This window comes from Nisaea sp. (assembly GCF_034670185.1).
In the GTDB taxonomy this organism is placed as follows: domain Bacteria; phylum Pseudomonadota; class Alphaproteobacteria; order Thalassobaculales; family Thalassobaculaceae; genus Nisaea.
Genome location: NZ_JAXMNY010000001.1, coordinates 722,572 through 745,833, shown reverse-complemented (window position 1 = coordinate 745,833; position 23,262 = coordinate 722,572). Strand labels below are relative to the sequence as shown.

The following is a 23,262-nucleotide window of genomic DNA, read 5'->3' as shown; positions in this document are numbered from 1 at the left end:
CAACCACGTCCCAGACAGCGAGACAGACATGCCCCAACCGACCGGCACCATGAAAGCCATTGAGGCTTCGGCCTTCTCCATCGACAGCCTGAGCCTCGTGGAGCGCCCGATCCCCGCTCCCCGACGCGGCGAGATCCTGATCCGGGTGAATGCCGTCACTCTGAACTACCGCGATCTGGCGGTGCTCGGCGGCACCTACATGCCGACCCTGCCGATGCCCTATGTGCCCTGCTCTGATTGCTGCGGCACCGTGGTCGCTGTGGGTGAGGACGTCAGTCTGTTCAAGGAAGGCGACCGGGTTGTGCCCTGTTACATCCAGGGCTGGCGTGACGGCAAGGTGACCCAGCAGCAGCGTACGAAGCAGACCCTCGGCGGCCCGCTCCCCGGCGTGCTCCGGGAATATATCGCGGTCCCGGCCGACGAGGTGATCCCGGCTCCGGCAAATCTCAGCGATGCCGAGGCCGCAACACTGCCGATTGCGGCCCTGACAGCCTGGACCTGCCTGCAGCAGGGCGGCCTGAAAAGCGGTGATCGGGTGCTTGTGGAAGGCACCGGTGGCGTCGCCCTCTTCGCCCTGCAACTCGCCAAGGCGGCCGGTGCGGAAGTCGTTGCCCTCACCTCAACCGCCAAGAAGGCGGCCATGCTGAAGAAGCTCGGCGCCGATCATGTGGTCAATTACCGCGAGACGCCGGAATGGGGCGCCGCGGTGAAGGACGTAACCGGCGGGCACGGCGTCGACATCGTCGTCGAGACCACCGGCAGCACCCTTGCCCAATCCTTCGCTGCCGTTGCCTTCGGCGGCTTTATCGGCGTGATCGGTTTCGTCGGTGGCGCGGAAGTGCCGTTGAACGTGTTGCAGCTCATCGGCCCGAATGTGCGGATGGAAGGCGTCGTGGTCGGCTCTCAGGCCGGGCTGCGCGATCTCGCCCGGGCGATGGACCTGCACGGCATCAAGCCGGTGATCGACAGCACGTTCCCGATCGAAAAAGCCGCCGATGCCTTCCAGCACATGAAACAGGCCGGGCATATCGGCAAGATCGTCGTCACCCTCTGACGCCGGACCGCCGAGAAAGACCGCCTCCCGAATAGAAGGCGGCCTTTTGTTTTGGTCGGTAGACGGTCAGGCCATCATCAGCCCGAGACCGGCGGCGGCTGTCAGGCCACCGGCGCCGCGCATAACGGCGGTCGCCAGAGCGGCGCGCTCCGAGAACAGCTTTTCCGCCATCAAACCGGCACCAAGCCCAGCAATATGCAGCAGCGCGGTCGCGGCAACAAAGCCGGCACCATAGGCAAGCGCCGTCGCGCCGCCAATATCACCGCCATGGGCGTATCCGTGGAACAGTGCGAAGGCACCAACGATAACGGCACCGACCGTGACCGGAAGCTTCACCGCGCAGGCGACCAGCAGGCCGAGCGCAACGACGGAGGCAAGGATCGCAGGCTCCACCAACGGCAGGGCGACGCCCGACAGTGCAAGCACAAACCCCAGCGCCATGCAGCCGACGAAGGCCAGCGGCACGCCAACCAGTGCCCGGCCGCCCATCTGGAAAGCCCAGATCCCGACCGCGACCATCGCCAGGATATGATCCGCTCCGACCATCGGGTGGGACAGCCCCGCCGAGAACGAGCCATGCCCTGCCGGATTAAGATGGGCCAGGGAGGGAGATGCGCTGGCCACAAGAATTGCAGCGCCAAGGGAAATGGCTTTAATCATGTCTGTGATCCTTTGATGAAGTCGATCATGCGTCCCGGAATGGGTCACGCAGTCCAACGCTTGCACACAAGGTTAACGAAGCCAAGAGGCCCCTCCGCAATGTCTGATACCCTGCCCGAAATCCGCGCCATTCTCGAAGCCTCCCCTTACGCTTATGAGGTAATGGAGTGCGATCCCGACCTCGCCGACACGGCCGTCTTTTGCGAACGGTATGGCAAGGCACCGGAAGATTCGGCCAACACGATTCTTGTCCGCTCCAAGACGGGCGATCTGAAATATGCCGCCTGCGTGGTGCTGGCGACGCATCGGCTGGACGTGAACAAGGTGGTGCGGAAGAAGCTGGAAGCGCGGAAGGTGTCATTCGCCAGTGCGGAGGAGACGAAAGATCTGACCGGTCAGGAAATCGGCGGCGTCACGGCACTGGGACTTCCGGCGGACCTCCCGCTCTGGATTGATGCGGACGTGATGGCCCGGAAAGAGATCATCCTTGGCGGCGGAAACAGATCCTCGAAACTGATCGTCGATCCGAGGTTGCTGACGGATCAGCCGATGGCGGAAGTCGTCGAGGGGCTGGCCAATCCCATCGCTCTGTCGTCTTAGATCGTCATTCCCGCGAAACCGGTGTCCAATTACTCTCGCTGTTTCCCTTCGAAAGCCTCCTGTCCGCGTAACTCCCGTGTCAGGCTGACCGCAAGTCCAGCGCCCCCGCACCATGGATCGGTCCATTTCCCGGTGCCTGCACGAGGACCGACAGTCGGTCCGTCGGCATGCTGGCGGCGTTGCCCGGAATACGGAGTATATCCGCCTTGCCGTCCCAGGTTCCGAGCGACCGATAGAACCGGACCACGGCGAAATCCTCCAGCGTGCGACCTCGGTTCTCCCCGCGCGGGACTTCGGTCACATGGCGGTCATCGCTGCCGACAAGGAACAGCTCGGTGCCCGCATAATCCCCGCCCTGCTCCGCATCCAGCAGCAGTTCGAAATCCTCGCCGTTCCGGTTGAGCGTAACGGCGAGACCGGGTCCGCCGCGCTGGGCCCGGCGCCGATCCAGTTCCTGCAGCACGATGGAGCGCCGGGAGCCAACGAGGTCCGCCTCCCCGTCGATCACGAGCTGCGGCGTGTAGATCGTGCGGAGCTTCATGGCATGGGCATAGCGCCGCTGCCGGTCGCTCATCTCCTTGGAGGAGAACGGGTCCTCCCAGCCAATATAGTTCCAGTAATCGACATGGTAGGCGAGCGCGATCACGTCCGGCGCTTTCGCCAGCTCGCCGAGCAGTTCATCCGCCGGCGGGCAGGAGGAGCAGCCCTGACTGGTGAAAAGCTCAAGGACGATCGGGCCGGACCGGCGGGTTGCCGCCATCACGGGCCGGGTGGGACGCGCCAGGGCCGCAAAGCCGAGGGCGCCAGCGGCGGCGATGCCGCCAAGGAGGGTGCGTCGCGTGGTCATCATGGGAGATGACGATATGCGCTCTTTCAGCCCGGCTCGAATCAACACCCGTCACGGGCGAGTGACCGGCCCGTTCAGGGTTCAGAGGCTGAAATTGAACGCCACCGGAGTCTGCGTGCCAACGCCGACAATGGAAAGATGTGAAAATCCGCCTTCCCAAAACCGGCACTAACGGCGGATGGGGCAAACTTGGCAGGCCATCACACTTTGAACGGCCCGCCAGCCCTGAGACCCGGTTGTGCTGCTCTTCTAGACAGACCTGATATCGGTGACGGTCTCCGCACCGAACTTTTCGCCGATCATGTGCGCAACTATTTTGGCCCCGACAGCGGCCGGGTCGGCCAGCGCGCCGGTTTCCTTCAATTCGACAAACTGGGCACGCAGCGCGAAATCCTCTTCCGAGCTCCCCCGGATCGTCGACTGCATACCGGTATCGAGCACGCCAGGCGCGAGGCTCTCGATCTTCATCCCCGGCAGCGCATCCTCACGCACCCCGTTCGCATGTTGGTCGAGCGCCGCCTTGGTCGCGCAGTAGACGCTCCAGCCGGTATAGGCGTGTCGTCCGGCGCCGCTGGAGATATGTGCCAGCCGCCGGTCGGAAAGATGAGTGCTCGCCGCCGCGAATGCGTCCGCAAGGACCAGAGCCGCGCTGATATTCACGGTGACGGCCCGGGCGATTGCAACAGCACCCTGCCGGCCTAGTGGCGCAATCGGCTCAACGATCCCCGCATTGTTGATCAGCAGCGCACTTTCCGCTCCCTTCAAGAAGCTTTCCAGCTCCCCGCCATCCAGCCAGGCGGCAAGCGCGTCTGCATCCCCGAGATCGAGCGCAACCTGCTCCAGACCCGCCTCAAAGCCGGGCAAAGCGGAGCGGGAAAGGCCAAGCACATTGTACCCTTCCGCCAGCAGCGCCGCGGTAATCCCCGCGCCGAGCCCTTTGCTATGTCCTGTGACGATGGCTTTTTTCATGATGATCTCCCTCAGCAGTAAGGCAATTCGGCACCGAATGACATTTCCTCACATAGCATTCCACGCTGCCTTCGTCCCGCTTCTCGCATCTCCCACTCCCACTGCTTCAGCCCATCCCAAATACGCGTGAGGATTACGCAAGGTCGCTCCGGATCGTCAGCCGCAAATTATCCTTACGAGAGCTGAGGCCCTATCAATGTCTGAGCGAGAGCCGCTGCGCAGAAATACACACAGGAAAGCCTGAAAAATTGCTGTCCTTCCTCTTCGCCACATACAGTATAAATTAAAGACAGAGCCTATAGTGCGGAGAAGGGCATATATTCCTCATGACAAAAGAAAACAAAAAGCACACAAAAGTTGATGAGACCTTTTACCGCGACATCATTGGTAAGACGGCAGATGCAATCATCGCGATAGATGAACAAAAACAAATCATTTATATTAACCAATCTGCCGAAAACATGTTTGGCTATCAGTCAAAAGAGATCTTAGGCAAAGATCTTAATGTGCTGATTCCCTCCCGTTTCCATACCAGGCACAACATCGACATCGAAAACTTCGTCAATACCGGTCAGGATTCGCGGTTTATGGGGGACCGGGAAAGTTATATCGTCGGCCTCCATCTAGACGGCCACGAAATCAAGCTCGGCGCCAGTATCGTGCGCGTACAAAACGGAAGCAGCTATGTATTCGCAGCTATCTGCCGGGATGTCAGCAGGCGCATTGATCTGGTCGACGACCTGACGGAAATGGCGAGGATTGACCCTTTAACGGGACATCTGAACCGCAGAAGCTTTATGGAAATTGCAGTCAAGGAATGTGAGCGCGCCAACCGCCATTACATGAGTCTGGCTTGCTTGTTTTTCGACCTGGACCGCTTCAAATCCCTGAACGACCGATATGGGCACGATGCGGGAGATCATGTACTGCGCGAGTTCGCTGAACTGACAAGCAGTACACTTCGCTCCATCGACAGTTTTTGCAGATGGGGGGGCGAGGAATTCATTGCCCTTCTTCCGAATACAGATCTGGAGGGCGCCATAATCGTTGCGGAGCGGGCTCGCCGCAAAATTGAATCCCAATCCTTCGTTTTGCCGGATGCCAGCATTGTGGAACTTACGGTCAGCGTCGGCGCTAGCCATGCTACCGGTCCCGGTATCGATATAAACGAGCAGATCAAACGGGCTGACGAAGCGCTTTATGAGGCAAAGCGAGACGGACGAAACCGCGTAAAGGTTTCCGTCCATACAGACCATGGCGGTCCCTCTCAGGCGCCTGAGCGTCCCGACGCCTCCTGAAAAGGTGACGAAAAAGGGGTTAGCGCCAGCTCACGAATGAGACGTTCTGTCGCCGGCACCTCGAAAAGCCCCCATGACCACGCGGGCACCCTGCCCGACCAAGACTGGAATCAGGCTGGCACCGAGGCTCAACACCCAACCTTCCGCCCCTGGAGGCTGAAGTCCGATCACCGACGACAAGACTGGCAGGAAAACAGCTCCGAGAATCAATCCCGTGCACAGTATCAGCGCCCCCCAGATATACGGGTTGGCCGTAACCTCATTCTGGATCAGCCCTGTACCACGCCCCCGCATGTTGAAGACATGCCATAGCTGGGCGAAAGCCAACGTCAGGAAAGCGATGGTCACCGCGTCCTCTGGCGCATAATCGAGGCTCTGGAGTGCAACAATGAAAGCGCCAAGCGTGGCGACTGTAATCAGGGCACCGAACAGCGCGACCGAGAGCCATCGGCGACCGTCCAGGATAGCCTCCTTCGGATCGCGCGGTGGTCGGCGCATGATATCCGACCCGCCGTTGCCAACCCCGAGCGCGAAGGCCGGAAACACGTCCGTAACGAGGTTCAGATAGAGAATCTGCAGCGGCAGAAGCGGGAGCGGCAAGCCGCAGAGAGTCGCCACACCGATGACCAATATCTCGCTCAGATTGCAGGACATCAGATAAATGACGAACTTGCGGATATTGGAGAAAATTATCCGGCCGTGCCGCATCGCCTCGACGATCGACGGAAAAGCGTCATCCGTCAGCACCATATCCGCGGCTTCCCGGGCAACGTCGGTCCCGCGACGCCCCATGGCGATCCCGATATCCGCTTTTTTCAGAGCGGGAGCGTCGTTCACGCCGTCTCCAGTCATCGCCACAACCGCGCCGCTCTGCTGATAGAGCGAGACCAGCTCAAGTTTCTTCTTCGGACTAACCCGGGCGAAGATCGACGTGGCCAGAAGTCGCGCGTGATCATCCTTCGTACCGCCATCAAGGCTTTCAAGCTCATCCGGCCCCATGGCTGCGGCAGCTTCATCGGCAAGCCCGACCTGAGCGGCAACCGCCTTCGCCGTACCGATATGATCTCCGGTCAGCATCGCGACACGCACGCCAGCGGAGTGGCATGCGGCGATCGCATCCGCAACGTCAGCACGGGGCGGGTCGAGCAAACCGACAAGGCCAATCAGCGTCAGCTCCCGATAGGGTGCTTCGTCGGCGGCTTCGGCGGATTTCATGGCAAGAGCCAGAACGCGCAACCCGTCGCCGGTCATCACCTCGTTGCGCTGGTTCCAAGCCTTCCGGCTGTCCGCGTCCATCGCGACCGGACCGGCGTTCGTCAAAACATGAGTGCAGTGCTCGATAACCGTCTCGGGCGCGCCCTTAACCGCAACCAGGAAGCCGTCACCCGTTGCATGGGTCGTGGCCATCATCCTGGTTTCCGTCGCAAAAGGCTCCTCATGCACTTCCGGCATCAGGGACAGCAGTTCGTTCCGGTCGAGGTCGGCAGCGCGGCCGGCGACAAGCAGGGCCGTCTCCATCGGATCGCCGACACCCGGCGCGCCGTTCTCGGTTTCCGAAAGCTCCGCGTTACCGCAGAGAACACCGACGCGCAGCGCCATGTGGATTGGTTGCCCGGGTTGGATATCGACCCGGGCACCTTGCGAGCTTATCGACGGCGGCGCGCCGTCGTCGCCTGACGAGACATCGAACACGCCCTCTTCCAGTTGCAACCGGACGACCGTCATCCGGTTCTCGGTCAATGTTCCCGTCTTGTCCGTCAGGATGATCGTCGTCGCGCCGAGCGTCTCCACCGCCGACAGGTCCTTTATCAGCGCGTTTCGCCGGGCCATCCGCCACATGCCGCGGGCCAGTGCCACCGTGGCAACGATAGGAAGACCCTCGGGAACAGCGGCGACCGCCAGGGCGATGGCCGTATGGATCATCGGCACCAGATCCTGCCCGGCATAGAGACCCGTTATGGCTATGAGTACCGTCAGCCCCAGGGTGACAATCACCAGTTGCCCGCCCAACCGGTCGAGGCGCTTCTCCAGCGGAGACATCTCTCCCTCAGCCTCGTCCGCGAGTGCAGCGATCTGACCGAGTTCCGTGGCCATGCCCGTTGCGACGGTTACGCCAAGGCCATTGCCGCTGGTGACAGCAGTCCCCTTGAACGCCATACAGCTGCGGTCAGCGACCTCCGCGTCGGATGGCACCGCTTCAATATTTTTGACGACCGGCACGGACTCGCCGGTCAGGGCCGATTCATCGAGATGCAATCCGGTGTTTTCAACCAGTCTGAGATCTGCCGGGATGACATCGCCCGCCTCCAGAACAACGAGGTCTCCGGGCACGATGTCCTCGGCCGGAACCGTTATGGTCTGGCCCTCGCGGCGCAGCGTTGCCTGGACTTTAGCCAGGCGGCGCAGCGCTTCCATGGAGCGGACCGCCCTAAATTCGGTAACGAACCCGATCGTCGAATTGATGAAGAGAACCGCCAGGATGGCGCTTCCCTCGGCCCATTGCCCAAGGAAGACTGAAAGTGCTGCAGCGGCGATCAGAAGATAGACAACGACGCTGCGGAACTGGGCGGCGAGGATGGTCCATAAGTTTTTACGCTTGGCCGCACGCAACCGGTTTGGCCCGGCGCTCTGGCGCCGACGCCCGACATCCGCATCGCTCAACCCGATATCGGAGGCGACGTTGTATCCTTGGAGCACCTGCTCCGGCGTCAGGCTGTGCGGTGTCTCGATGGCCGACAGGTTTGGCTTTTTGTTGGTCGGCTCGCGCCGTGCCCGCGCGACAAGTGCCATTACACTGGTACCCGGTTTTTAGTGGCCACCCTGGATATCGCCTGTCCGGGATGCCCCCTTTGATTTCTTCCCGTCCTTGGCCGAGCCCGCGACTTCCTTCGGCCCGAGACAGACTGCGATCTCGTTCCGGTCGAGGGTTTCCCGTTCTTCCAGATCCGTAATCAAACGCGTGACCTTAGGCTCGTTCTCCTTGAGAAGATTCACCGCGCGCTCTTCCGCCGCAACAAGATAACGGCGGACGGCAACATCCGCTGCGGCCGCAGTTGCCTCCGAAAAGTGCCTTGGCTGCGCCATCTCGCGACCGAGGAAGGGATGGGACTCGCTCTCCCGCACATCGACCGGGCCGACTTCCTCTGACATACCCCAGCGCCCGACCATGGAGCGGGCGATCTGGGTCGCCATGCGGATGTCCTCATCGGCGCCCGAACTAACGGATCCAAGAAAGACCTGCTCCGCCGCTCTGCCACCGAGGATGACCATCAGCCGGTCATTCAGATATTCCTCCGTGAGAGTATGGCGTTCGATCTCGGGCAGCTGATGGGTACCGCCCAAGGCACGTCCGCGCGGGATGATCGTCACCTTGTGCAGCGGGTCTGCGCCGGGCAGGAAATAGGCGACGGCGGTATGCCCTGACTCATGTACCGCAAGCCGGTGCCGCTCCTCCGGATGGATGGCCAGCGTACGAACAGCACCCATGATGATGCGGTCACGCATCTCGTCGAAATGCCGGGGCTCGACCTTGAGCAAGCTCTCCCGCGCCGCCGCCATCGCAGCCTCGTTGACCAGATTTTTCAGGTCGGCGCCGGAAAAGCCCGGCGTTCCGGTTGCGACCAGATGCAGATCGACACTTTCGGCAAGCGGCACATTGCGGCAATGCACTTTCAGGATCGCCTCACGGCCCTTCAGGTCGGGGAGTTCCAGCGTCACGTGCCGGTCAAAGCGGCCGGGCCGCAGCAGCGCAGGATCGAGCACGTCGGGCCGGTTGGTAGCGGCCAGAACGACTACAGCCTCATGACCCTCGAAGCCGTCCATTTCCGCAAGAATCTGGTTCAGTGTCTGCTCGCGCTCGTCATGCCCGCCACCGAGACCGGCGCCACGCACCCGGCCGACACTGTCGAGCTCGTCAATAAAGATTATAGCCGGAGCCGCTTTCTTGGCCTCGTCGAACAGGGTGCGGACGCGCGAGGCGCCGACACCGACAAACATCTCGATAAACTCGGAGGCTGACATATGGAAGAACGGCACTCCCGCCTCCCCCGCCAACGCCCGGGCCAGCATGGTCTTGCCGGTGCCCGGTGGTCCCTGTAGCAGAATGCCGTGCGGCACTTCCGCGCCAAGCCGCTGATAGCGCTCCGCGTCACGCAGGAATTCCAGCAATTCTGAGACCTCGGCCTTGGCATTCTCCTGGCCTGCGACATCGGCGAAGCGGATCTTCGGCGTCTCGGCCTTTGTCACGGACTTCATCCGGCCTCGCAGGAAATCCCCTGCTCCTCCCCGGCCGCCAAAGCCGCCGGTCATCATCCCCGACATGCGCGAATACATGAAGAACCAGAACGCTCCGATCAGCAGCCATGGCAGCAGGCTGACGAGCCAAGAGGCTTCGTCGGCGGGGCGGGACTGAACCTCGACGCCGGCGTTCTGGAGTGCATCGAGCAACGCGGGATCGCCCGTCGGCGGGACGTAGGAGACGAAAGCAGTCGTCGTGCCGCTCGGACCCGACGCAGCGGTATGCAGAAGGCCTTCTATCCGCTCCCCCCGGAACATCACGCTCGCTACCTGACCTCCGGCGACCATGGCCTTAAAGTCCGTGTAGCTCCGCACGGGGTGGGAATCGGTCCCGGGAAGGAGGCGGGAAAGAGAGAGGATGGCGACAACCGCGAGCGCCATGATCACCCATTGGACGATATGCGGCTTCCAGTCTTTCGGCTTTTCGTCCATCCCGTCACCCTGCATTTTGCTTTAGTCGGCAGAGCATAGGATAATCCATCGCCCCGGTCCCGGCATTGATCTAATTCAGTATCCGGGATCGGCTACAGGATCCAGCGCCCGAAGAAACAGCCCGGGTAAAAGGTGCTCAGCTGTCCCGGTGCGTCCGGACACCCAGGATCGCGTAGAGCGGGCAGAAGCGGATCAGCGCGGTTGCGCCGAGAATCAGACCAACCACCGGCAGGCCGTATTTCAGCGCCGGGTTCACGAGCAGCGGCAGGTCGAGAAGAAACGGCGCGGCGATCAGCACGACGCCGAGCACAAGACGCAACAGACGGTCGACAGTTCCAACATTCGCAATCATGGCGAGACCTCCGGTCAAAGCAGGCGATGGTTGAACTATAGACCTCCAGCCATCCCCGGCCAGTGACAACTCGTCACAGCCTCATGGCCGTCAGGACGGCCCCCTACTCCGCGGCCAGGGCGCCGCGGCAACCACTAGCGACGCAGCTCCGGGACACGCCAGACCAGCACAGCAATTGCCACCAGGCCTTCAAGCGCGATCACGGTCAGGGCCTGGGAGCCGCCGATCAGCGCGGCAAGCCAGCCGACATGCAGGATGCCGAGCGGCCCGGCGCCGATGCAGACCGAGAGAATGCCCATCAGCCGGGACCGGATTTCCGGCGGCGCCTCGGAGAACATGATTGCGCTCTGCATCGAGGCGAAACCGGCGATTCCGAAACCGCCGACCGCGAGGATCAGCAGTGCGGCGGTGTAACTGGTGACAAGGGAGAATGCCAGAATGCAGCAGACAAAGAGGATGGAGCCCAGCAGATAGACCCGGCGAAACCGGTTCGGGAAGGCGAGAAAGGCTATCAGCATGGCGCCGGCAAAGGCGCCGGCACCCTCGACCGTCAGCAGCAGGCCGATCCGCACCGGATCGATATCGAAGGTCTCCCGTCCGACCACCGGCGCCATGGAGGCATAGGGAAAGGCAAACAGGTTGACGATGATGGTGATCCCGAGATGGCCGAGCAATGCCCGGCTGCGGCGCAGATAGGCAAAGCCCTCGGCGATCTCCTGGAACAGCGCGAGCGGCCGGGGCTCCTTGTCCGCCGCCCGGTACACCACAAGCAGCGCCAGAACCACGGCCACGAAATAGAACACAGCGGCAACCGCATAGGTGCCGGCCATGCCGATCGCGGCATAAAGACCGCCGCCGGCTATCGGGCCGATCATCCGGGTTGCATTGTTGGACGCGCTGTCCATCGACATCGCCGGGCCGAGACGGGCGTGACCAACGGACTCACCAAGGATCGTCCTGCGCACCGGCAGGTCCGTAGACCAGCCGAGACCCGACAGGAAGGCGCCGAGCCCGACCTGCCAGAGCGTCAGTGTTCCAGCCCAGGCCGAGAGAGCCAGAACACCGGCCGCCCCTGCCATCAGGCAAAGCGACAGCACCAGCAGCAGCTTACGATCAAGCCGGTCGGCGATCACCCCGGTGACCGATCCGAAAAGCGCCATGGGAAGCAGACGGAGCATGGTCATCAGCGCGACCAGCACCGGCGAGTCCGTGAGATCGTAGACCCAGACTCCGACAGCCAGCATCTCGAGCCAGCGCATCGCGCCCATAAGCACGCCGATCAGCCAGAGCTTGCGGAAGGTCGGATCGGCGATCAGGGAAAGCGGACCAGCGGTCCGGCTGCCCGCATCGCCGTCTCCGGCAGGCGCGGTTGTCTTCAGCTCCACTCTCCCGTTCATGAAATCCCCAGCATCCTCCTGAACGGAGCGCCGGGCCTGGAACGATCATAGCGCGATACCGGACAGCCACTCATACGCTTTCGCAGGAATGACGATCCGCATCGGAAAAGACCGGTCCGTCCGGCGGCCCGGCAGCCGCCGTCGCGATCCATCCGCCCGGATCGGGGTTCGATGAGGGCGCGGCCTATTCCGCGGCCTGGGCGCCGCGCTTGCCTTCCATATAGCCATTCAGCTTCGGCCAGACCTCCTCGGCCATCCGGGTGTAGGAGCGGTGCCACATGTCCTGCGTGCCCTCCATGTCGTGCCCGGTCAGCATCAGGGTGCCGAAATCGCCGATCTCGTCGCGGAAGGCGATGAGCTTGTCGAGCACTGTCTCCGCCGTGCCGGCAATAACGAATTCACGCGCCTTCTCCATCGCCTCGCGCTTCACCGCGTCCCAGTCGATGGAGCCAGGCGCGTCGCCGTTCGCAAGACGCCCCTGCGCCCCGAGATACTGGTAGTACCAGGAGAACACCCCGTCCGGATCGGCCAGCATCGCCTCCGCCTCGGCATCGCTGTCGGTGATCAGCACGGACCGGCCGACGCGCCAGACCGACGGGTCCGCCGTGCGCCCCGCCTTCTCCGCGCCCGCCGCATAGGTCGGCCAGTGGGTGGCGATATCGGCGGCCGGGACGAAGTTTCCGGACAACATGCACCAGCCGCGCTGGCCGGCGAAATTGGCGGTCATGGAATTGGCACCTCGCACCGAAACGGCGATTGGCGGATGCGGCTGCTGGAAGGGCCGGATGAAGCGGCCGATACCCATCTCCGGCAACACCCGATCCTCGATCCGCGCCGTGAAATGCTCGCCCTCGTGAGTCCAGGGCGGATTCTCGGTCCAGACCTTCTGGATCAGGTCGATCGACTCGACCATGGCCATGGCCCGGGCCTTGTGGTCGAGATTGTCGAAAATCTCCCAATCGCTCGACAGACCGCCGGAGCCGATCCCGAAGATGAACCGGCCGCGCGCCAGATGGTCGAACAAAGCCGCATGACCCGCGACCACGACCGGATGCTGCTGCGGCAACGAGATCACCCCGGAGCCGAAGGTGATCTGCGTCGTCTCCGCGATCAGCGAGGCGTTGAACAGCAGCGGCGAGGTCACCGGCTCGGCGGTCGAGGTGTAATGCTCTCCCATCCAGGCTTCCGCGTAGCCGAGCTTGTCCGCGAGGATCACAAGCTGGCGGTTTTCTTCCAGCACGTCCGCGAAATCCCGCGACGGCGGATGCAGCGGCATCATGAACAGGCCGAGCTTGGCCATGGAGAGTCTCCCTGATTTTTTTGTATACAAAGCGAGGCTAGCACCGGGTTTGGCGGCGGGAAAGAGATCTGGTGTCGCCTTCGCGGCCAGACGCACACAAACCCCGCATTTCGCCCATTGACCTTCCCCCGGCTGGAAGCAGCAGAATGGAAATCCAGTCACCATTGGTCAGAGGAATTCGCGATGAAACAGCCTTTCCTGTTACTGGCGACGGCTACCGCCGCCCTCACCATCCTAACCGCCCCGCCAGCAATGGCGGACGCCGGAGAGGGCTATGGCGGATATCACCACATGATGGGCGGCGGATGGTTCATGGGGCCATTCATGATGATGGTCCTGATCATCTTCCTGGTTGGCGCCGGGATTTACGCCTTCCGCTCTTTAGGCCATACGGCAAAACCGGACGCGGCCGGGGCGCAAGACAGCGCGCTGACGATCCTGCGGGAACGGTTCGCCAAGGGCGAGATTGACCGGGAAGAATTCGAGGAACGCCGCAAAGCGCTGGAATAGCCGGAACGCTCCCCCGGCCCCGCATGTCTGGACGTGACGCGCTGAAGCCGGGGTACACCGCGCATGAAAAAGGCCGGGGCACCTTCCGATGCCCCGGCCCTCTTCTCGTCTCACCCCGTCCGGAAGATCAGAACGCCTTGACGCTGTCCGGGCGGTACTTGTTCTTTGGCACGAAGCCGGAGCGTGTCGCCTCGCGCGGCTCGCGGACCCAGACCTCGCGGTTCGGGTGCAACCCGCCGCCGCGGACGGCCGGGACCGCCGTGTGGCGGGCGCGGTGCAGCAGGCGGGTGTCGGCGGCACCGCAATTCGGGTGAATGCCGCCGTTATCCGCGACCTCTTTTTCCCATTTAGCCGTGCGTGCCTTCAACGTGGCCGGATCCTCCAGCGCGGGGCAGATCAGCTCGTTCGTGGTCAGGTCGGCGACGATCTCGTCCCCGTCCTCGATCAGCGCGATCGGGCCGCCGATAGCCGCCTCGGGCCCGACATGGCCGATCACCAGGCCGACCGAGCCGCCGGAGAAGCGGGCGTCGGTCATCAGGGCGATGACGATGTTCTTCTCGCGGCACAGGGTGGTGATGCGCGAGGTCGGGTCCAGCATTTCCGGCATGCCCGGCGCCCCGCTCGGGCCGGCGTAACGGACAATGACGATATCGTTGTTCTTGAACACGTCCGGCGTCTCGTCCAGCGCCTTGAGAAGCCCCGGCTCGCCCTCGAACACCCGGGCGCTGCCGACGAACTTGTTGTCGTCCAGACCGCCCTCGACACCGGCCAGCTTCAGGATGGCGGAGAAGTCCGGCGACAGGTTGCCGCCGAGCACGCGCAGACCGCCGGTCGGCTTGTAGGGTTTGGCGACCGGATAGATCACCGTGCCGTCGACCTTCTTCGTTTCCAGCCGCTTCACCTGCTCGGCCAGCGTCTCGCCGGTGCAGGTCAGCACGTCGCCGTTCAAGAGGCCCGCTTCCAGCAGCTCGCGCACGATCACCTGCACGCCGCCGACGCCGTCGATATCGACCATCGAGTATTTGCCGTAGGGCCGCGCGTCGGTCAGCACAGGCACGACATGCTCGGCCAGATGGTTGAACTCTTCCGGCGTGATCACCTCTTTCCAGAAATCGGCGAACCCGGCGGCGCGGGCGATTTCCGGCGCGTGCAGTGTCACGTTGGTGGAGCCGCCGATGGCCATGGCGACGATCATGGCGTTGCGCAGGCTGTCCCGGACCACGATGTCGCGCGGCTTCAGGTCGTTCTTCATCATCTCGGAGAGAATCTGCACCAGCTCGGCCGGGAATTCGTTCAGGCGGCGCGGATCGTCGGAGGCCGGGGCCACCATGTGCAGCGGCTGCATGCCGACGACGCCGATGAAGGTCTGCATCGTGTTGTAGGTGAACATGCCGCCGCAACTGCCCATGCCCGGGCAGGCATTGCAGGAGATCCGGTGCCGGAACTCGGCGTCCGGGTTCCCGGCGACCTGGTAGGCCGACACGATATCGAGCGCCTCGCCCGTCTCCGGGTCCTTGCCCGGATGGATCGGGCCGTCAGACATGATGATGGCGGGCTGGTTATGCTCCAGCAGCGCCGCCAGCGTGCCGACCGGCGGCTTGTCGCAGGCGACGACGGCGATGGTGCCTGCAAGGCCGGTGGCCTCCAGATGCTCGCACAGCGCGTCGTTGGTGACTTCGCGGCCGATCAGCGAGTAGCGCATTTCCGGCGTACCGTTGCGCACCCCGTCCGAGGTGGCGATGGTGAATTCCGGCTGCACCAGACGGAACGGCAGCTTGCCCGCCTCCCGGCCGATCCGGCCCTTCAGCGCCTCGTGGATCGCCTCCACCTTCTCCGCCACGCCGAGATAGCACTGGCTGTCGCCCTTGGTGCCGACCACACCGACGGACGGCTCGTGGATCAGCTCCGGATCGGTGCCGAGCGCATTGGCAAGCCCGATGGTCTGGGCCGAACGGCCCGGATGGCGGTCGATAAGGACGGTCTTTGAATTCTTCACGGGAGCATTTCCTCAGGGTGGACGCATATCACGCGGACGGCGGTTTGACGCCGCCGGGCTGTTTGGAGCGGATATTAGGACATGCGGGGGCGTGAGGGAAAGGGGTGTGGGGCGGCACTGTTAAAGAGGGCACCTGAGACTGAGCATGTGAAGATCCGAATTAGGTATCGTGTCCCTTTAATTCCTGCCCCTCGAGGCATTGGCCAGCCAGATCAGGGACGGCAATGGCTGGCTCGCTTCATCAGAAACCACCGGGCCCGCCCTGCTCAAGACCTTCCTGACGACCTCGACCCGGTTTGCAGACTGAGAAGCGCCCGCAATTCCTGCCCCGCCATGGAGTACTGCGTGCCTTTCGCTCACGCGTTCCGGCCGGCGGCGTGGGCCGAGAGCATCTCCTGTATGAAGATTTCGGCCTCTTCCGGGTCCGCGGTCACGATCACCCGGCCGTTCAGGCCAGAGACCACGATATGCGCGTTGGTGAGCTTACCGATCTTGTCGTAGTCGGGGTCGCGGGTGACGGTGGCACCGTAGAAAGCGGTAACGCCGCCCGCCTTCAACACCGCGACGATCTCGTCCATATCCTCGGCCGAGTAACTGTTCTCGTGCCGCTGGCGGTTGTCGAGGATGGCGAACATGGAGCCCGACACGTTCAGCCGTGTGAGCGCACGATAGAGCGGCAGACGCTCCCTGATACTGATCGGGCCGACTGCCTTGATCCGGTGCAGGACTTCCTCTCCGACGCGATAAGAGGCGTATTCGAAACCGGTCATCGTCCCGGATTCGATCAGCGTACCCTCAATATGGTATTTTTCGGTCAGCATAAGGCGGTCTTCGGTCAGCTCACACCATTCGATGTCATCAAAGCATCCCCGGGCAGCGATCCAAAAGCCATAATTCGATATCCCGGCAGGGGTAGCGGCGCTGAAGCCGGCGCTTGCCAGGCCCGCTCCCGGCGTCGAAAGCCTCGAAATGCCGGTCGCTTTTCGCATCGCTCACCGGCGTCGTGCATGGGCCTGATTGTCAGGACACGCCGATGAGTTGCCCAATCCATCAGTCGCTCAGCTCTCCGGCCAGACCGGCGGAATCCGGGGATGGCACCGGGGGCGGCGAAGAGGGGTTGCGGTTTACCCGGTCGATCAGATCCTGGCCGCTTTCCTTGCGCTCGCTGTAGCGGTCGACGAGGTAATCGGACCGGTCCCGCGTCAGCAGGGTGAATTTCACCAGCTCTTCCATGACGTCGACCATGCGGTCGTAATAGGGCGACGGCAGCATCCGGTCGTCATCGCCGAACTCCAGGAAGGCCTTCGGGGTTGAGGCCTGATTCGGGATCGTGATCATCCGCATCCAGCGCCCGAGAATGCGCAGCTGGTTCACCGCATTGAAGCTCTGCGAGCCGCCATTGACCTGCATCACGGCCAGGGTCTTGCCCTGGGTCGGCCGCACCGCTCCGAGGGAGAGCGGGATCCAGTCGATCTGCGCCTTCATGATCCCGGTCATGGCGCCGTGTCGCTCCGGCGAACACCAGACCATGCCTTCACTCCAAGCCACCAGCTCACGCAGTTCCCGCACCTTCGGGTGATCGGCCTCCGCGTCGTCCGGCAGCGGCAGGCCGCTCGGATCGAACGTCCGGGTCTCGGCCTGGAAGCGGGTCAGCACACGGGCCGCCTCTTCCGTCATCAGCCGACTGAAGGAGCGCGCCCGCAGGGAGCCGTAAAGCAGCAGAATCCGCGGCGCGTGCGTCGCCCGCTCCGCCGGAAACAGCCGCTCGGGATCGATGGGGCGGAAGTGTTCCGCGTCAAGGTTCGGGATGTCAGTCATCGGCCTCTCCCTGCTCGTCCAGCAGCCGGCGGAAGAAGAAGGTGGCAAGCACCGCGGCAACCAGCTGCACGGCGATGAAGGCCGCGACGTCGGCCGGCGCGATGCCGGCAAAGGTGTCGGACAATCCGCGGGCGATGGTCACCGCCGGATTGGCGAAGGAGGTCGAGGAGGTGAACCAGTAGGCGGCGGTGATGTACAGCCCGACCGCCATCGGCACGGCGGCTGGTCGTGCCTTGATGCAGGCCAGGATGGTGCCGACCAGACCAAAGGTGGCGACGAATTCCCCGGCCCATTGGCCAAGGCCGGTGCGCGCCTTCATCGAGGGATCGATCAGCGGATGGTCGAACATCACATGCGCCGCCAGGACGCCGCAGATTCCGCCGAAGATCTGGGCAACGACATAGAGCGCCGCGTCACGCTGCCCGATCTCCCGCCGAAGGGTAAAGCAAAGGGTCACCGCCGGGTTGAAATGCGCGCCCGAAATCGGCCCGAACACAGTGATCAGGACAACCAGGATGGCGCCTGTCGGGATGGTGTTGCCGAGCAGGGCCACGGCCACGTTTCCGCCTGCCAGCCGCTCCGCCATGATGCCGGAGCCGATCACCGTGGCCAGCAGAGAAAAGGTGCCGAGCCATTCCACCGTCAGGCGCCGTTTCATCTGCATAATTATTCCTCCAGAAGAGCGGCAAACCGCCTTGCGTCGATATTGCCACCAGTGATCACTGTCGCGACCGTCCGGTCCCGGATATCGATCCGGCCGTTCAGGATCGCCGCCAACCCGACCACGGCGCCCGGTTCGGTGACGATCTTGAAATGCTCGAAGGCAAACCGCATGGCCTCCCGCACCTCGTCATCCGAGGCGACCAGCCCACCGGCAAGAAGATCGAGATTGATCGGAAAGGTCACATCGTTCGGGATCGGCGTCATGATCGCGTCGCAGATCGTCCGCAGCCCCTTGGGATTGCCGATGCGCGCTCCGGCTTCGAGAGAGCGGCGGGTATCGTCGAACAGTTCCGGCTCGACTGCAAAGACGGCGGTTGCCGGCGAAGCTTCCGCCATGACAATCGCCGTGGACGCTGTCAGCCCACCGCCGCCGCACGGCACCAGCACGGCATCGAGCATGGCGTCCATCGCGGCGGCCTGCTCCAGCATCTCGAGTGCTGCAGTCCCGGCTCCGGCAAGCACCAGCGGGTGTGCACTCGGCGGCACCTCGATCCGGCCGGTATCCGTCTCGATGCGCCACACCACGTCAGCGCTGTTCTCGGTGTCGCGGTCGTAGGTCACGATCTCTGCACCAAGGGCGCGCACCGCCTCCACCTTCGCCGCCGGCGCATCGTCCGGCATGACGATCACGGCGGACGAGCCGAGAAGCTGTGCCGCCCGCGCCACGCCGAGCGCATGGTTGCCGGAAGAATAGGTCACCGCGCCGCGTGCCCGTTCCTCAGGGCTCATGTTCAGTACCCGCCAGTAGGCGCCGCGGATCTTGAAGGCACCGGTCCGCTGAAGGGATTCCGCCTTCAGCAGCAGACGGCCACCAAGCAGCGCATTCACATCGGCATTCTCAAACAGCGGCGTGCGGGCGACCACGCCTTTCAGCTCGGGCACGGCTTTGCGGATATCCTTGAGCGAGACCGGGTGAGCATGGGGCATGGCGCGGCATTCTCCATTAGGTGCGCCCGCACCTAACCGGGTGCAGGACGGCGGAATGCAAAAGTCATTTCGGCAATGGCCGAATTAACATCCTCCTCTATGCTACCGGGCCGGGCTGGTCAAGCTTCGATAATTCGGGTATTACCGAAACATGAATCAAGAAAGTGCCATCGAAGCCTTTGCCGCACTCGCCCAGCCGACGCGGATCACCGTCTTCCGCCTGCTGGTCCGTCAAGGACCCGGCGGGCTGCCGGCACTGGAAATCGCGCGCCGCCTCGGCGCCGTTCCCTCCACCCTTTCGGGCCATCTCGCGGTGCTGAAACGCGCCGGAATCCTGACTGCCACCCGGCACCAGCGCGAAATTCACTACGCCGCCAACCTTGTCGCAGTTAACGATCTGATCCGCTTTCTGCTCGCGGATTGCTGCGGCGGGCAGGTCGAGAACTGCTCGGAAATCCTGTCCCTGCTCAGGTTGGAAGCGTAACGGGCTGCATTACAGCACTGACCGACAATGCCATGCGCCTGCGAGACCGCGTGTCAGAAAAAAACCGACGCTCATCCACAAATTTGCATCCTCGCCCACTCCGCCATAAATAAAATAGAGGCTCCCCCGAGCCATTTCCTGTTCCGGAGGCACATCCATGACCGATTCTGCGCTGAAAAGTTGGCCCGAGGCCGCGCCGCGTCTGGTTGCCGTTGCCGCCGGGCGGGAGGCGGCGGATCTCGTCATCCGCGACGTGCGCCTCGTCAATGTGCACAGCCGCGAGGTGCTGGACTGGCAGGTCGCCGTGGCCGAGGGGCGGGTTGCCTATACCGGCCCGGACGCCTCGCATTGCATCGGCGAGAACACGCGGGTGATCGAGGGCGGCGGGCGGTATCTGATCCCGGGGCTGTGCGACGCGCATATGCATATCGAGTCCGGCATGCTGACGCCGGCCGAGTTCGCCGCCGCCGTGATCCCGCACGGCACCACGACCATGTTCACCGATCCGCACGAGATCGCCAACGTGCTCGGCCTTGCGGGCGTCCGGATGATGCATGACGAGGCGCTGCTGCAGCCGGTCAATATCTTCACCCAGATGTCCTCCTGCGCCCCCTCCGCGCCGGGGCTGGAGACCACCGGCTTCGAGATCAGCGCCGAGGACGTGGCGGAGGCGATGAGCTGGCCCGGGATTATCGGGCTGGGCGAGATGATGAACTTTCCCGGCGTGATCAACGGCGATCCGCAGATGCTGGCGGAAATCGCGGCGGCCATGCGGGCGGGCAAGACCGTCGGCGGGCATTACGCTTCTCCCGACAAAGGTATCGCCTTCAGCGCCTATGTGGCGGGCGGGCCGGCGGACGATCACGAGGGCACCGAAGAAGCGGACGCGATTGCCCGGGTGCGCAACGGCATGCGCTCGATGATGCGGCTGGGCTCGGCCTGGTACGATGTCGAAAGCCAGATCACGGCGGTGACGGAGAAGGGTCTGGACCCACGGAACTTCATCCTCTGCACCGACGATTGCCATTCCGGTACGCTGGTGAATGACGGCCACATGAACCGCGTCGTCCGGCATGCCATCGATTGCGGCTGCGATCCGCTGGTGGCGCTGCAGATGGCGACGATCAACACCGCGACCCATTTCGGGCTGGAGCGGGAGCTGGGCTCGATCACGCCCGGCCGCCGGGCCGACATGATCCTGACCTCGGACCTTGTGAGCCTGCCGATCGAGCATGTCATCGCGCGCGGGGAAACCGTGGCCATGGACGGCAAGATCACCGTCACTTGCCCGCATTACGACTGGCCGGACTCCGCCCGGCACACGGTGCATCTGGGCAAGACGCTCGCGGCGGCGGATTTCACCGTTGCCGCCCCCGAGGGCGCGAATGCGGTCACGGCGAAGGTGATCGGCGTGGTCGAGAACCAGGCGCCGACCAAGGCGCTCACCGCCGAGCTGCCGGTCGCGGACGGGATTGTCGAAGGTGAAGACGGTGTGTGCCAGATCGCGCTGGTCGAGCGGCACCGGGCCACCGGCGGGGTAGTGAACGGATTTGTCTCCGGCTTCGGCTACAAGGGGCGGATGGCCATGGCCTCCACCGTCGCCCATGACAGCCACCATATGATCGTCGTCGGCACCGACCGGGAGATGATGGCACGGGCCGCCAACCGCCTCGGCGAGGTCGGCGGCGGCGTCACGGTCTGGAAGGACGGCGAAGAGCTGGCGCTCGTCGAGTTGCCCATCGCCGGGCTGATGTCCGACCATCCGGCAATCGAGGTCGCCGCCAAGGCGGACCGCATGGTTGCCGCCATGGCGAAATGCGGCTGCACTCTCAACAACGCCTACATGCAGCACTCCCTTCTGGCGCTGCCGGTGATCCCGGAATTGCGGATCAGCGATCTCGGGCTGGTGGATGTGACGAAGTTCGCGCTGACGGAGCTGATTGAGGGCGGCGCGTGAGCCCCCTCGTTACCGCAGCAGCCGGATAATCGCCTCCCGGCGCACGAACAGCCAGTCCTGGACATGTGTGGCTGTGATCGGCGCATCCGGACCCTCGGCCTTCAGGAACATCAGATCGAGGATGAAATAGGTTCCCCCGCCGAGATTATTGTCCTCCCAGGAGACAAGCAGCTCGCCCTTCCCGTCCCCGGCCCAGTCCGCCGCCGCCAGCAGGGAGAGTTTTCGGAACCAAGACTCCTTGCCGTCGTATCGGGAGAGATAGTCAAAGCTGTCCCGGCGGCGGGTCAGGACGGCGTCCGGATCCGCCCCCGACGCACCGAAGAAATAGCGAAGCGTGACCGGGCCTTGTCCGTCCGGCAGGGCCGGCCCAAGCGACGAGCGGAAGGAGCGGATATCGAGCCGTTCCACTATGTCCGGGACCGGGTCAGCCATGTCGATGCCGCCGACAGGCGCCGGGTGCGCCGTCTTTTGCAGCACATGCAGCAGGCAGGGCAGCAACAGGAAATGATCCCACGCCACAATGCCGATACGGTAATCTTCCTCGTCTCCGGCAAGCAGATCCCGGAGCCGGCCACAATCGGGTGGGGTCAACCGCGTCAGATGCGGATGATCCGAAAGGCCGGGCGGTGACGGGTCTTGCGTCGCGAACTCCCCGAAACGCGGCTGCCAAACGAGGATGCCGTCAACGATCGTGGGGACAGACTCTTTCCCGGCGGAAAACGCGGGCACCGGGACAAGAATCAGAACGGCCAAGACGAGACCCGTCCTGGCCAGAGTACGCCTCAATCTGCGGGCTGACGGTCGAGCCATCGTTTCAGATATCCCCCCTCTTGCCGCCGCCGGGTACCAAACAGATCGCTGAAATTCATCAGCTCGCCATAGGCTCCCTGCCAATCCTGCGCCGTCACGAGCCTCCAGAATTTTGGCGCGCCGCCGTTGCTCGCCGGAATGTCGATATTCACTCCATACTGCCACACGACAGATGCAATGACAGTTTGTACTTCATGCGGAAGTTGCTGAAAACGGATGCCGTCAGCGGCTATTGCCTGATCGTACTTACGCACGAAACGGCGCAGGGTATCGCTTTTCACCGCACGGTCGAGCGCGATGGCTTCCTGCAAGGTCAGACGCAATGGATGCTTCTCAAGCAAACGGGCAGCCTCGGAACCTGACTTCAGAAGATAGGGTGTCAGCTTCCCTTTCAGTTCGGGCGGGACGCCCATGCGATTCAGGTCGGCGGCGCTGTGCTGGCCAAGGTCAACGCCTGTCGCGACGGTTACGCCGGATTTCTCCTTGCCTTTCGGTATATATCCGTCGCGCCTCTGCCCGCCTTCGAGCCGTGCGATAAAAGCCCAGTCGATATCCATGAGGGATGCTCCAATGTACGCGCCGCGCAAAGTGCGAACGTCATACTGAAAAATGTCTGGAAACAGGTAGAGGCATCCCGCCGCCGGGCCGAACCATCCCGGACCGGCTACCGTCTGACATCACGGTTTTGGCAAAGTATTCCGTGCCAGCAATCAGACAGCTCAAACGATAATAGGATTAATATCATTTTTTTCCTATTTTATCAAGTCAAACTTTGCACGCCTTCATGCCGTGCTACCGATGATCGAGATGTCCAAAAAAAAACGCCCGACCA

21 protein-coding genes are annotated in these 23,262 nt (G+C 63.1%); 6 read left to right on the top strand and 15 right to left on the bottom strand.

What is annotated here, in order from left to right; genetic code table 11:
* The first annotated feature begins 28 nt into the window (after positions 1–28).
* Entirely contained in the window at positions 29–1,054 is a 1,026-nt protein-coding gene (locus tag VOI22_RS03505; protein ID WP_323795197.1) for an NAD(P)-dependent alcohol dehydrogenase, read from the top strand.
* A gap of 66 nt (positions 1,055–1,120) precedes the next feature.
* On the opposite strand, the gene VOI22_RS03500 is transcribed toward VOI22_RS03505, so the two are convergent.
* Positions 1,121–1,714 (bottom strand): HupE/UreJ family protein, encoded by a 594-nt coding sequence (locus VOI22_RS03500; protein WP_323795196.1) that lies wholly within the window; start codon positions 1,712–1,714, stop codon positions 1,121–1,123.
* 99 nt (positions 1,715–1,813) lie between these two features.
* Between VOI22_RS03500 and VOI22_RS03495 the strand changes: the two genes are divergently transcribed.
* Positions 1,814–2,314: a YbaK/EbsC family protein gene (locus VOI22_RS03495; protein WP_323795195.1), complete on the top strand. Its 501-nt coding sequence runs from the start codon at positions 1,814–1,816 to the stop codon at positions 2,312–2,314.
* 79 nt (positions 2,315–2,393) lie between these two features.
* Here VOI22_RS03495 and VOI22_RS03490 read toward each other — a convergent pair whose 3' ends face one another.
* Both VOI22_RS03490 and VOI22_RS03485 read right to left on the bottom strand, forming a co-directional pair.
* Entirely contained in the window at positions 2,394–3,164 is a 771-nt protein-coding gene (locus VOI22_RS03490; protein WP_323795194.1) for a DUF1223 domain-containing protein, read from the bottom strand.
* A 246-nt stretch (positions 3,165–3,410) separates the two neighbouring features.
* Entirely contained in the window at positions 3,411–4,130 is a 720-nt protein-coding gene (locus tag VOI22_RS03485; protein ID WP_323795193.1) for an SDR family NAD(P)-dependent oxidoreductase, read from the bottom strand.
* Between the two features lie 326 nt (positions 4,131–4,456).
* Here VOI22_RS03485 and VOI22_RS03480 point away from each other — a divergent pair, with 326 nt between their 5' ends.
* A complete protein-coding gene (locus VOI22_RS03480) occupies positions 4,457–5,428 on the top strand; it encodes a diguanylate cyclase (protein ID WP_323795192.1) in 972 nt (323 codons plus the stop codon).
* Positions 5,429–5,458: 30 nt separating this feature from the next.
* On the opposite strand, the gene VOI22_RS03475 is transcribed toward VOI22_RS03480, so the two are convergent.
* From VOI22_RS03475 to VOI22_RS03455, 5 genes are all read right to left on the bottom strand, one after another.
* Positions 5,459–8,218: a cation-transporting P-type ATPase gene (locus VOI22_RS03475; RefSeq protein WP_323795191.1), complete on the bottom strand. Its 2,760-nt coding sequence runs from the start codon at positions 8,216–8,218 to the stop codon at positions 5,459–5,461.
* 18 nt (positions 8,219–8,236) lie between these two features.
* A complete protein-coding gene (gene ftsH, locus VOI22_RS03470; RefSeq protein WP_323795190.1) occupies positions 8,237–10,156 on the bottom strand; it encodes an ATP-dependent zinc metalloprotease FtsH in 1,920 nt (639 codons plus the stop codon).
* A gap of 136 nt (positions 10,157–10,292) precedes the next feature.
* The gene (locus VOI22_RS03465; protein WP_323795189.1) at positions 10,293–10,508 is read right to left on the bottom strand and encodes a DUF2892 domain-containing protein; all 216 of its coding nucleotides are present in this window, start codon (positions 10,506–10,508) and stop codon (positions 10,293–10,295) included.
* Positions 10,509–10,642: 134 nt separating this feature from the next.
* Positions 10,643–11,905, bottom strand: coding sequence for an MFS transporter (locus VOI22_RS03460; RefSeq protein WP_323795188.1), 1,263 nt, complete (start codon positions 11,903–11,905; stop codon positions 10,643–10,645).
* 184 nt (positions 11,906–12,089) lie between these two features.
* A complete protein-coding gene (locus tag VOI22_RS03455) occupies positions 12,090–13,205 on the bottom strand; it encodes an LLM class flavin-dependent oxidoreductase (protein WP_323795187.1) in 1,116 nt (371 codons plus the stop codon).
* Between the two features lie 183 nt (positions 13,206–13,388).
* Here VOI22_RS03455 and VOI22_RS03450 point away from each other — a divergent pair, with 183 nt between their 5' ends.
* Positions 13,389–13,715: an SHOCT domain-containing protein gene (locus VOI22_RS03450; RefSeq protein WP_323795186.1), complete on the top strand. Its 327-nt coding sequence runs from the start codon at positions 13,389–13,391 to the stop codon at positions 13,713–13,715.
* A gap of 127 nt (positions 13,716–13,842) precedes the next feature.
* Here VOI22_RS03450 and VOI22_RS03445 read toward each other — a convergent pair whose 3' ends face one another.
* The 5 genes from VOI22_RS03445 to VOI22_RS03425 all read right to left on the bottom strand — a co-directional run bounded on the left by VOI22_RS03445 (position 13,843) and on the right by VOI22_RS03425 (position 19,179).
* Entirely contained in the window at positions 13,843–15,711 is a 1,869-nt protein-coding gene (locus VOI22_RS03445; RefSeq protein WP_323795185.1) for a dihydroxy-acid dehydratase, read from the bottom strand.
* Between the two features lie 356 nt (positions 15,712–16,067).
* Complete coding sequence (locus tag VOI22_RS03440) at positions 16,068–16,532, bottom strand: hypothetical protein (protein ID WP_323795184.1); 465 nt, start codon at positions 16,530–16,532, stop codon at positions 16,068–16,070.
* A 229-nt stretch (positions 16,533–16,761) separates the two neighbouring features.
* The gene (arsH, locus tag VOI22_RS03435; protein ID WP_323795183.1) at positions 16,762–17,529 is read right to left on the bottom strand and encodes an arsenical resistance protein ArsH; all 768 of its coding nucleotides are present in this window, start codon (positions 17,527–17,529) and stop codon (positions 16,762–16,764) included.
* Complete coding sequence (locus VOI22_RS03430) at positions 17,522–18,193, bottom strand: MIP/aquaporin family protein (protein WP_323795182.1); 672 nt, start codon at positions 18,191–18,193, stop codon at positions 17,522–17,524. Before VOI22_RS03430 ends, arsH begins: the two co-directional genes overlap by 8 nt.
* A 2-nt stretch (positions 18,194–18,195) precedes the next feature.
* Positions 18,196–19,179 carry a threonine/serine dehydratase gene (locus tag VOI22_RS03425; RefSeq protein ID WP_323795181.1) on the bottom strand — a complete coding sequence of 328 codons (984 nt, stop codon included), beginning with the start codon at positions 19,177–19,179 and terminating at the stop codon, positions 18,196–18,198.
* A 151-nt stretch (positions 19,180–19,330) separates the two neighbouring features.
* Here VOI22_RS03425 and VOI22_RS03420 point away from each other — a divergent pair, with 151 nt between their 5' ends.
* Both VOI22_RS03420 and ade read left to right on the top strand, forming a co-directional pair.
* Positions 19,331–19,663, top strand: a complete 333-nt coding sequence (locus tag VOI22_RS03420; RefSeq protein WP_323795180.1) for a metalloregulator ArsR/SmtB family transcription factor — start codon at positions 19,331–19,333, stop codon at positions 19,661–19,663.
* A gap of 157 nt (positions 19,664–19,820) precedes the next feature.
* Positions 19,821–21,620 (top strand): adenine deaminase, encoded by a 1,800-nt coding sequence (gene ade, locus VOI22_RS03415; protein WP_323795179.1) that lies wholly within the window; start codon positions 19,821–19,823, stop codon positions 21,618–21,620.
* 9 nt (positions 21,621–21,629) lie between these two features.
* On the opposite strand, the gene VOI22_RS03410 is transcribed toward ade, so the two are convergent.
* The gene (locus VOI22_RS03410) at positions 21,630–22,373 is read right to left on the bottom strand and encodes a hypothetical protein (protein ID WP_323795178.1); all 744 of its coding nucleotides are present in this window, start codon (positions 22,371–22,373) and stop codon (positions 21,630–21,632) included.
* Between the two features lie 29 nt (positions 22,374–22,402).
* Complete coding sequence (locus VOI22_RS03405; RefSeq protein ID WP_323795177.1) at positions 22,403–22,987, bottom strand: pesticin C-terminus-like muramidase; 585 nt, start codon at positions 22,985–22,987, stop codon at positions 22,403–22,405.
* Positions 22,988–23,262: the final 275 nt, after the last annotated feature.

Coding starts and splice junctions, on each gene's coding strand:
- VOI22_RS03505 (WP_323795197.1), top strand. CDS start 29: ATGCCCCAACCGACCGGCACCATGAAAGCCATTGAGGCTTCGGCCTTC.
- VOI22_RS03500 (WP_323795196.1), bottom strand. CDS start 1,714: ATGATTAAAGCCATTTCCCTTGGCGCTGCAATTCTTGTGGCCAGCGCA.
- VOI22_RS03495 (WP_323795195.1), top strand. CDS start 1,814: ATGTCTGATACCCTGCCCGAAATCCGCGCCATTCTCGAAGCCTCCCCT.
- VOI22_RS03490 (WP_323795194.1), bottom strand. CDS start 3,164: ATGATGACCACGCGACGCACCCTCCTTGGCGGCATCGCCGCCGCTGGC.
- VOI22_RS03485 (WP_323795193.1), bottom strand. CDS start 4,130: ATGAAAAAAGCCATCGTCACAGGACATAGCAAAGGGCTCGGCGCGGGG.
- VOI22_RS03480 (WP_323795192.1), top strand. CDS start 4,457: ATGACAAAAGAAAACAAAAAGCACACAAAAGTTGATGAGACCTTTTAC.
- VOI22_RS03475 (WP_323795191.1), bottom strand. CDS start 8,218: ATGGCACTTGTCGCGCGGGCACGGCGCGAGCCGACCAACAAAAAGCCA.
- ftsH (WP_323795190.1), bottom strand. CDS start 10,156: ATGGACGAAAAGCCGAAAGACTGGAAGCCGCATATCGTCCAATGGGTG.
- VOI22_RS03465 (WP_323795189.1), bottom strand. CDS start 10,508: ATGATTGCGAATGTTGGAACTGTCGACCGTCTGTTGCGTCTTGTGCTC.
- VOI22_RS03460 (WP_323795188.1), bottom strand. CDS start 11,905: ATGAACGGGAGAGTGGAGCTGAAGACAACCGCGCCTGCCGGAGACGGC.
- VOI22_RS03455 (WP_323795187.1), bottom strand. CDS start 13,205: ATGGCCAAGCTCGGCCTGTTCATGATGCCGCTGCATCCGCCGTCGCGG.
- VOI22_RS03450 (WP_323795186.1), top strand. CDS start 13,389: ATGAAACAGCCTTTCCTGTTACTGGCGACGGCTACCGCCGCCCTCACC.
- VOI22_RS03440 (WP_323795184.1), bottom strand. CDS start 16,532: ATGCTGACCGAAAAATACCATATTGAGGGTACGCTGATCGAATCCGGG.
- arsH (WP_323795183.1), bottom strand. CDS start 17,529: ATGACTGACATCCCGAACCTTGACGCGGAACACTTCCGCCCCATCGAT.
- VOI22_RS03430 (WP_323795182.1), bottom strand. CDS start 18,193: ATGCAGATGAAACGGCGCCTGACGGTGGAATGGCTCGGCACCTTTTCT.
- VOI22_RS03425 (WP_323795181.1), bottom strand. CDS start 19,179: ATGCCCCATGCTCACCCGGTCTCGCTCAAGGATATCCGCAAAGCCGTG.
- VOI22_RS03420 (WP_323795180.1), top strand. CDS start 19,331: ATGAATCAAGAAAGTGCCATCGAAGCCTTTGCCGCACTCGCCCAGCCG.
- ade (WP_323795179.1), top strand. CDS start 19,821: ATGACCGATTCTGCGCTGAAAAGTTGGCCCGAGGCCGCGCCGCGTCTG.
- VOI22_RS03405 (WP_323795177.1), bottom strand. CDS start 22,987: ATGGATATCGACTGGGCTTTTATCGCACGGCTCGAAGGCGGGCAGAGG.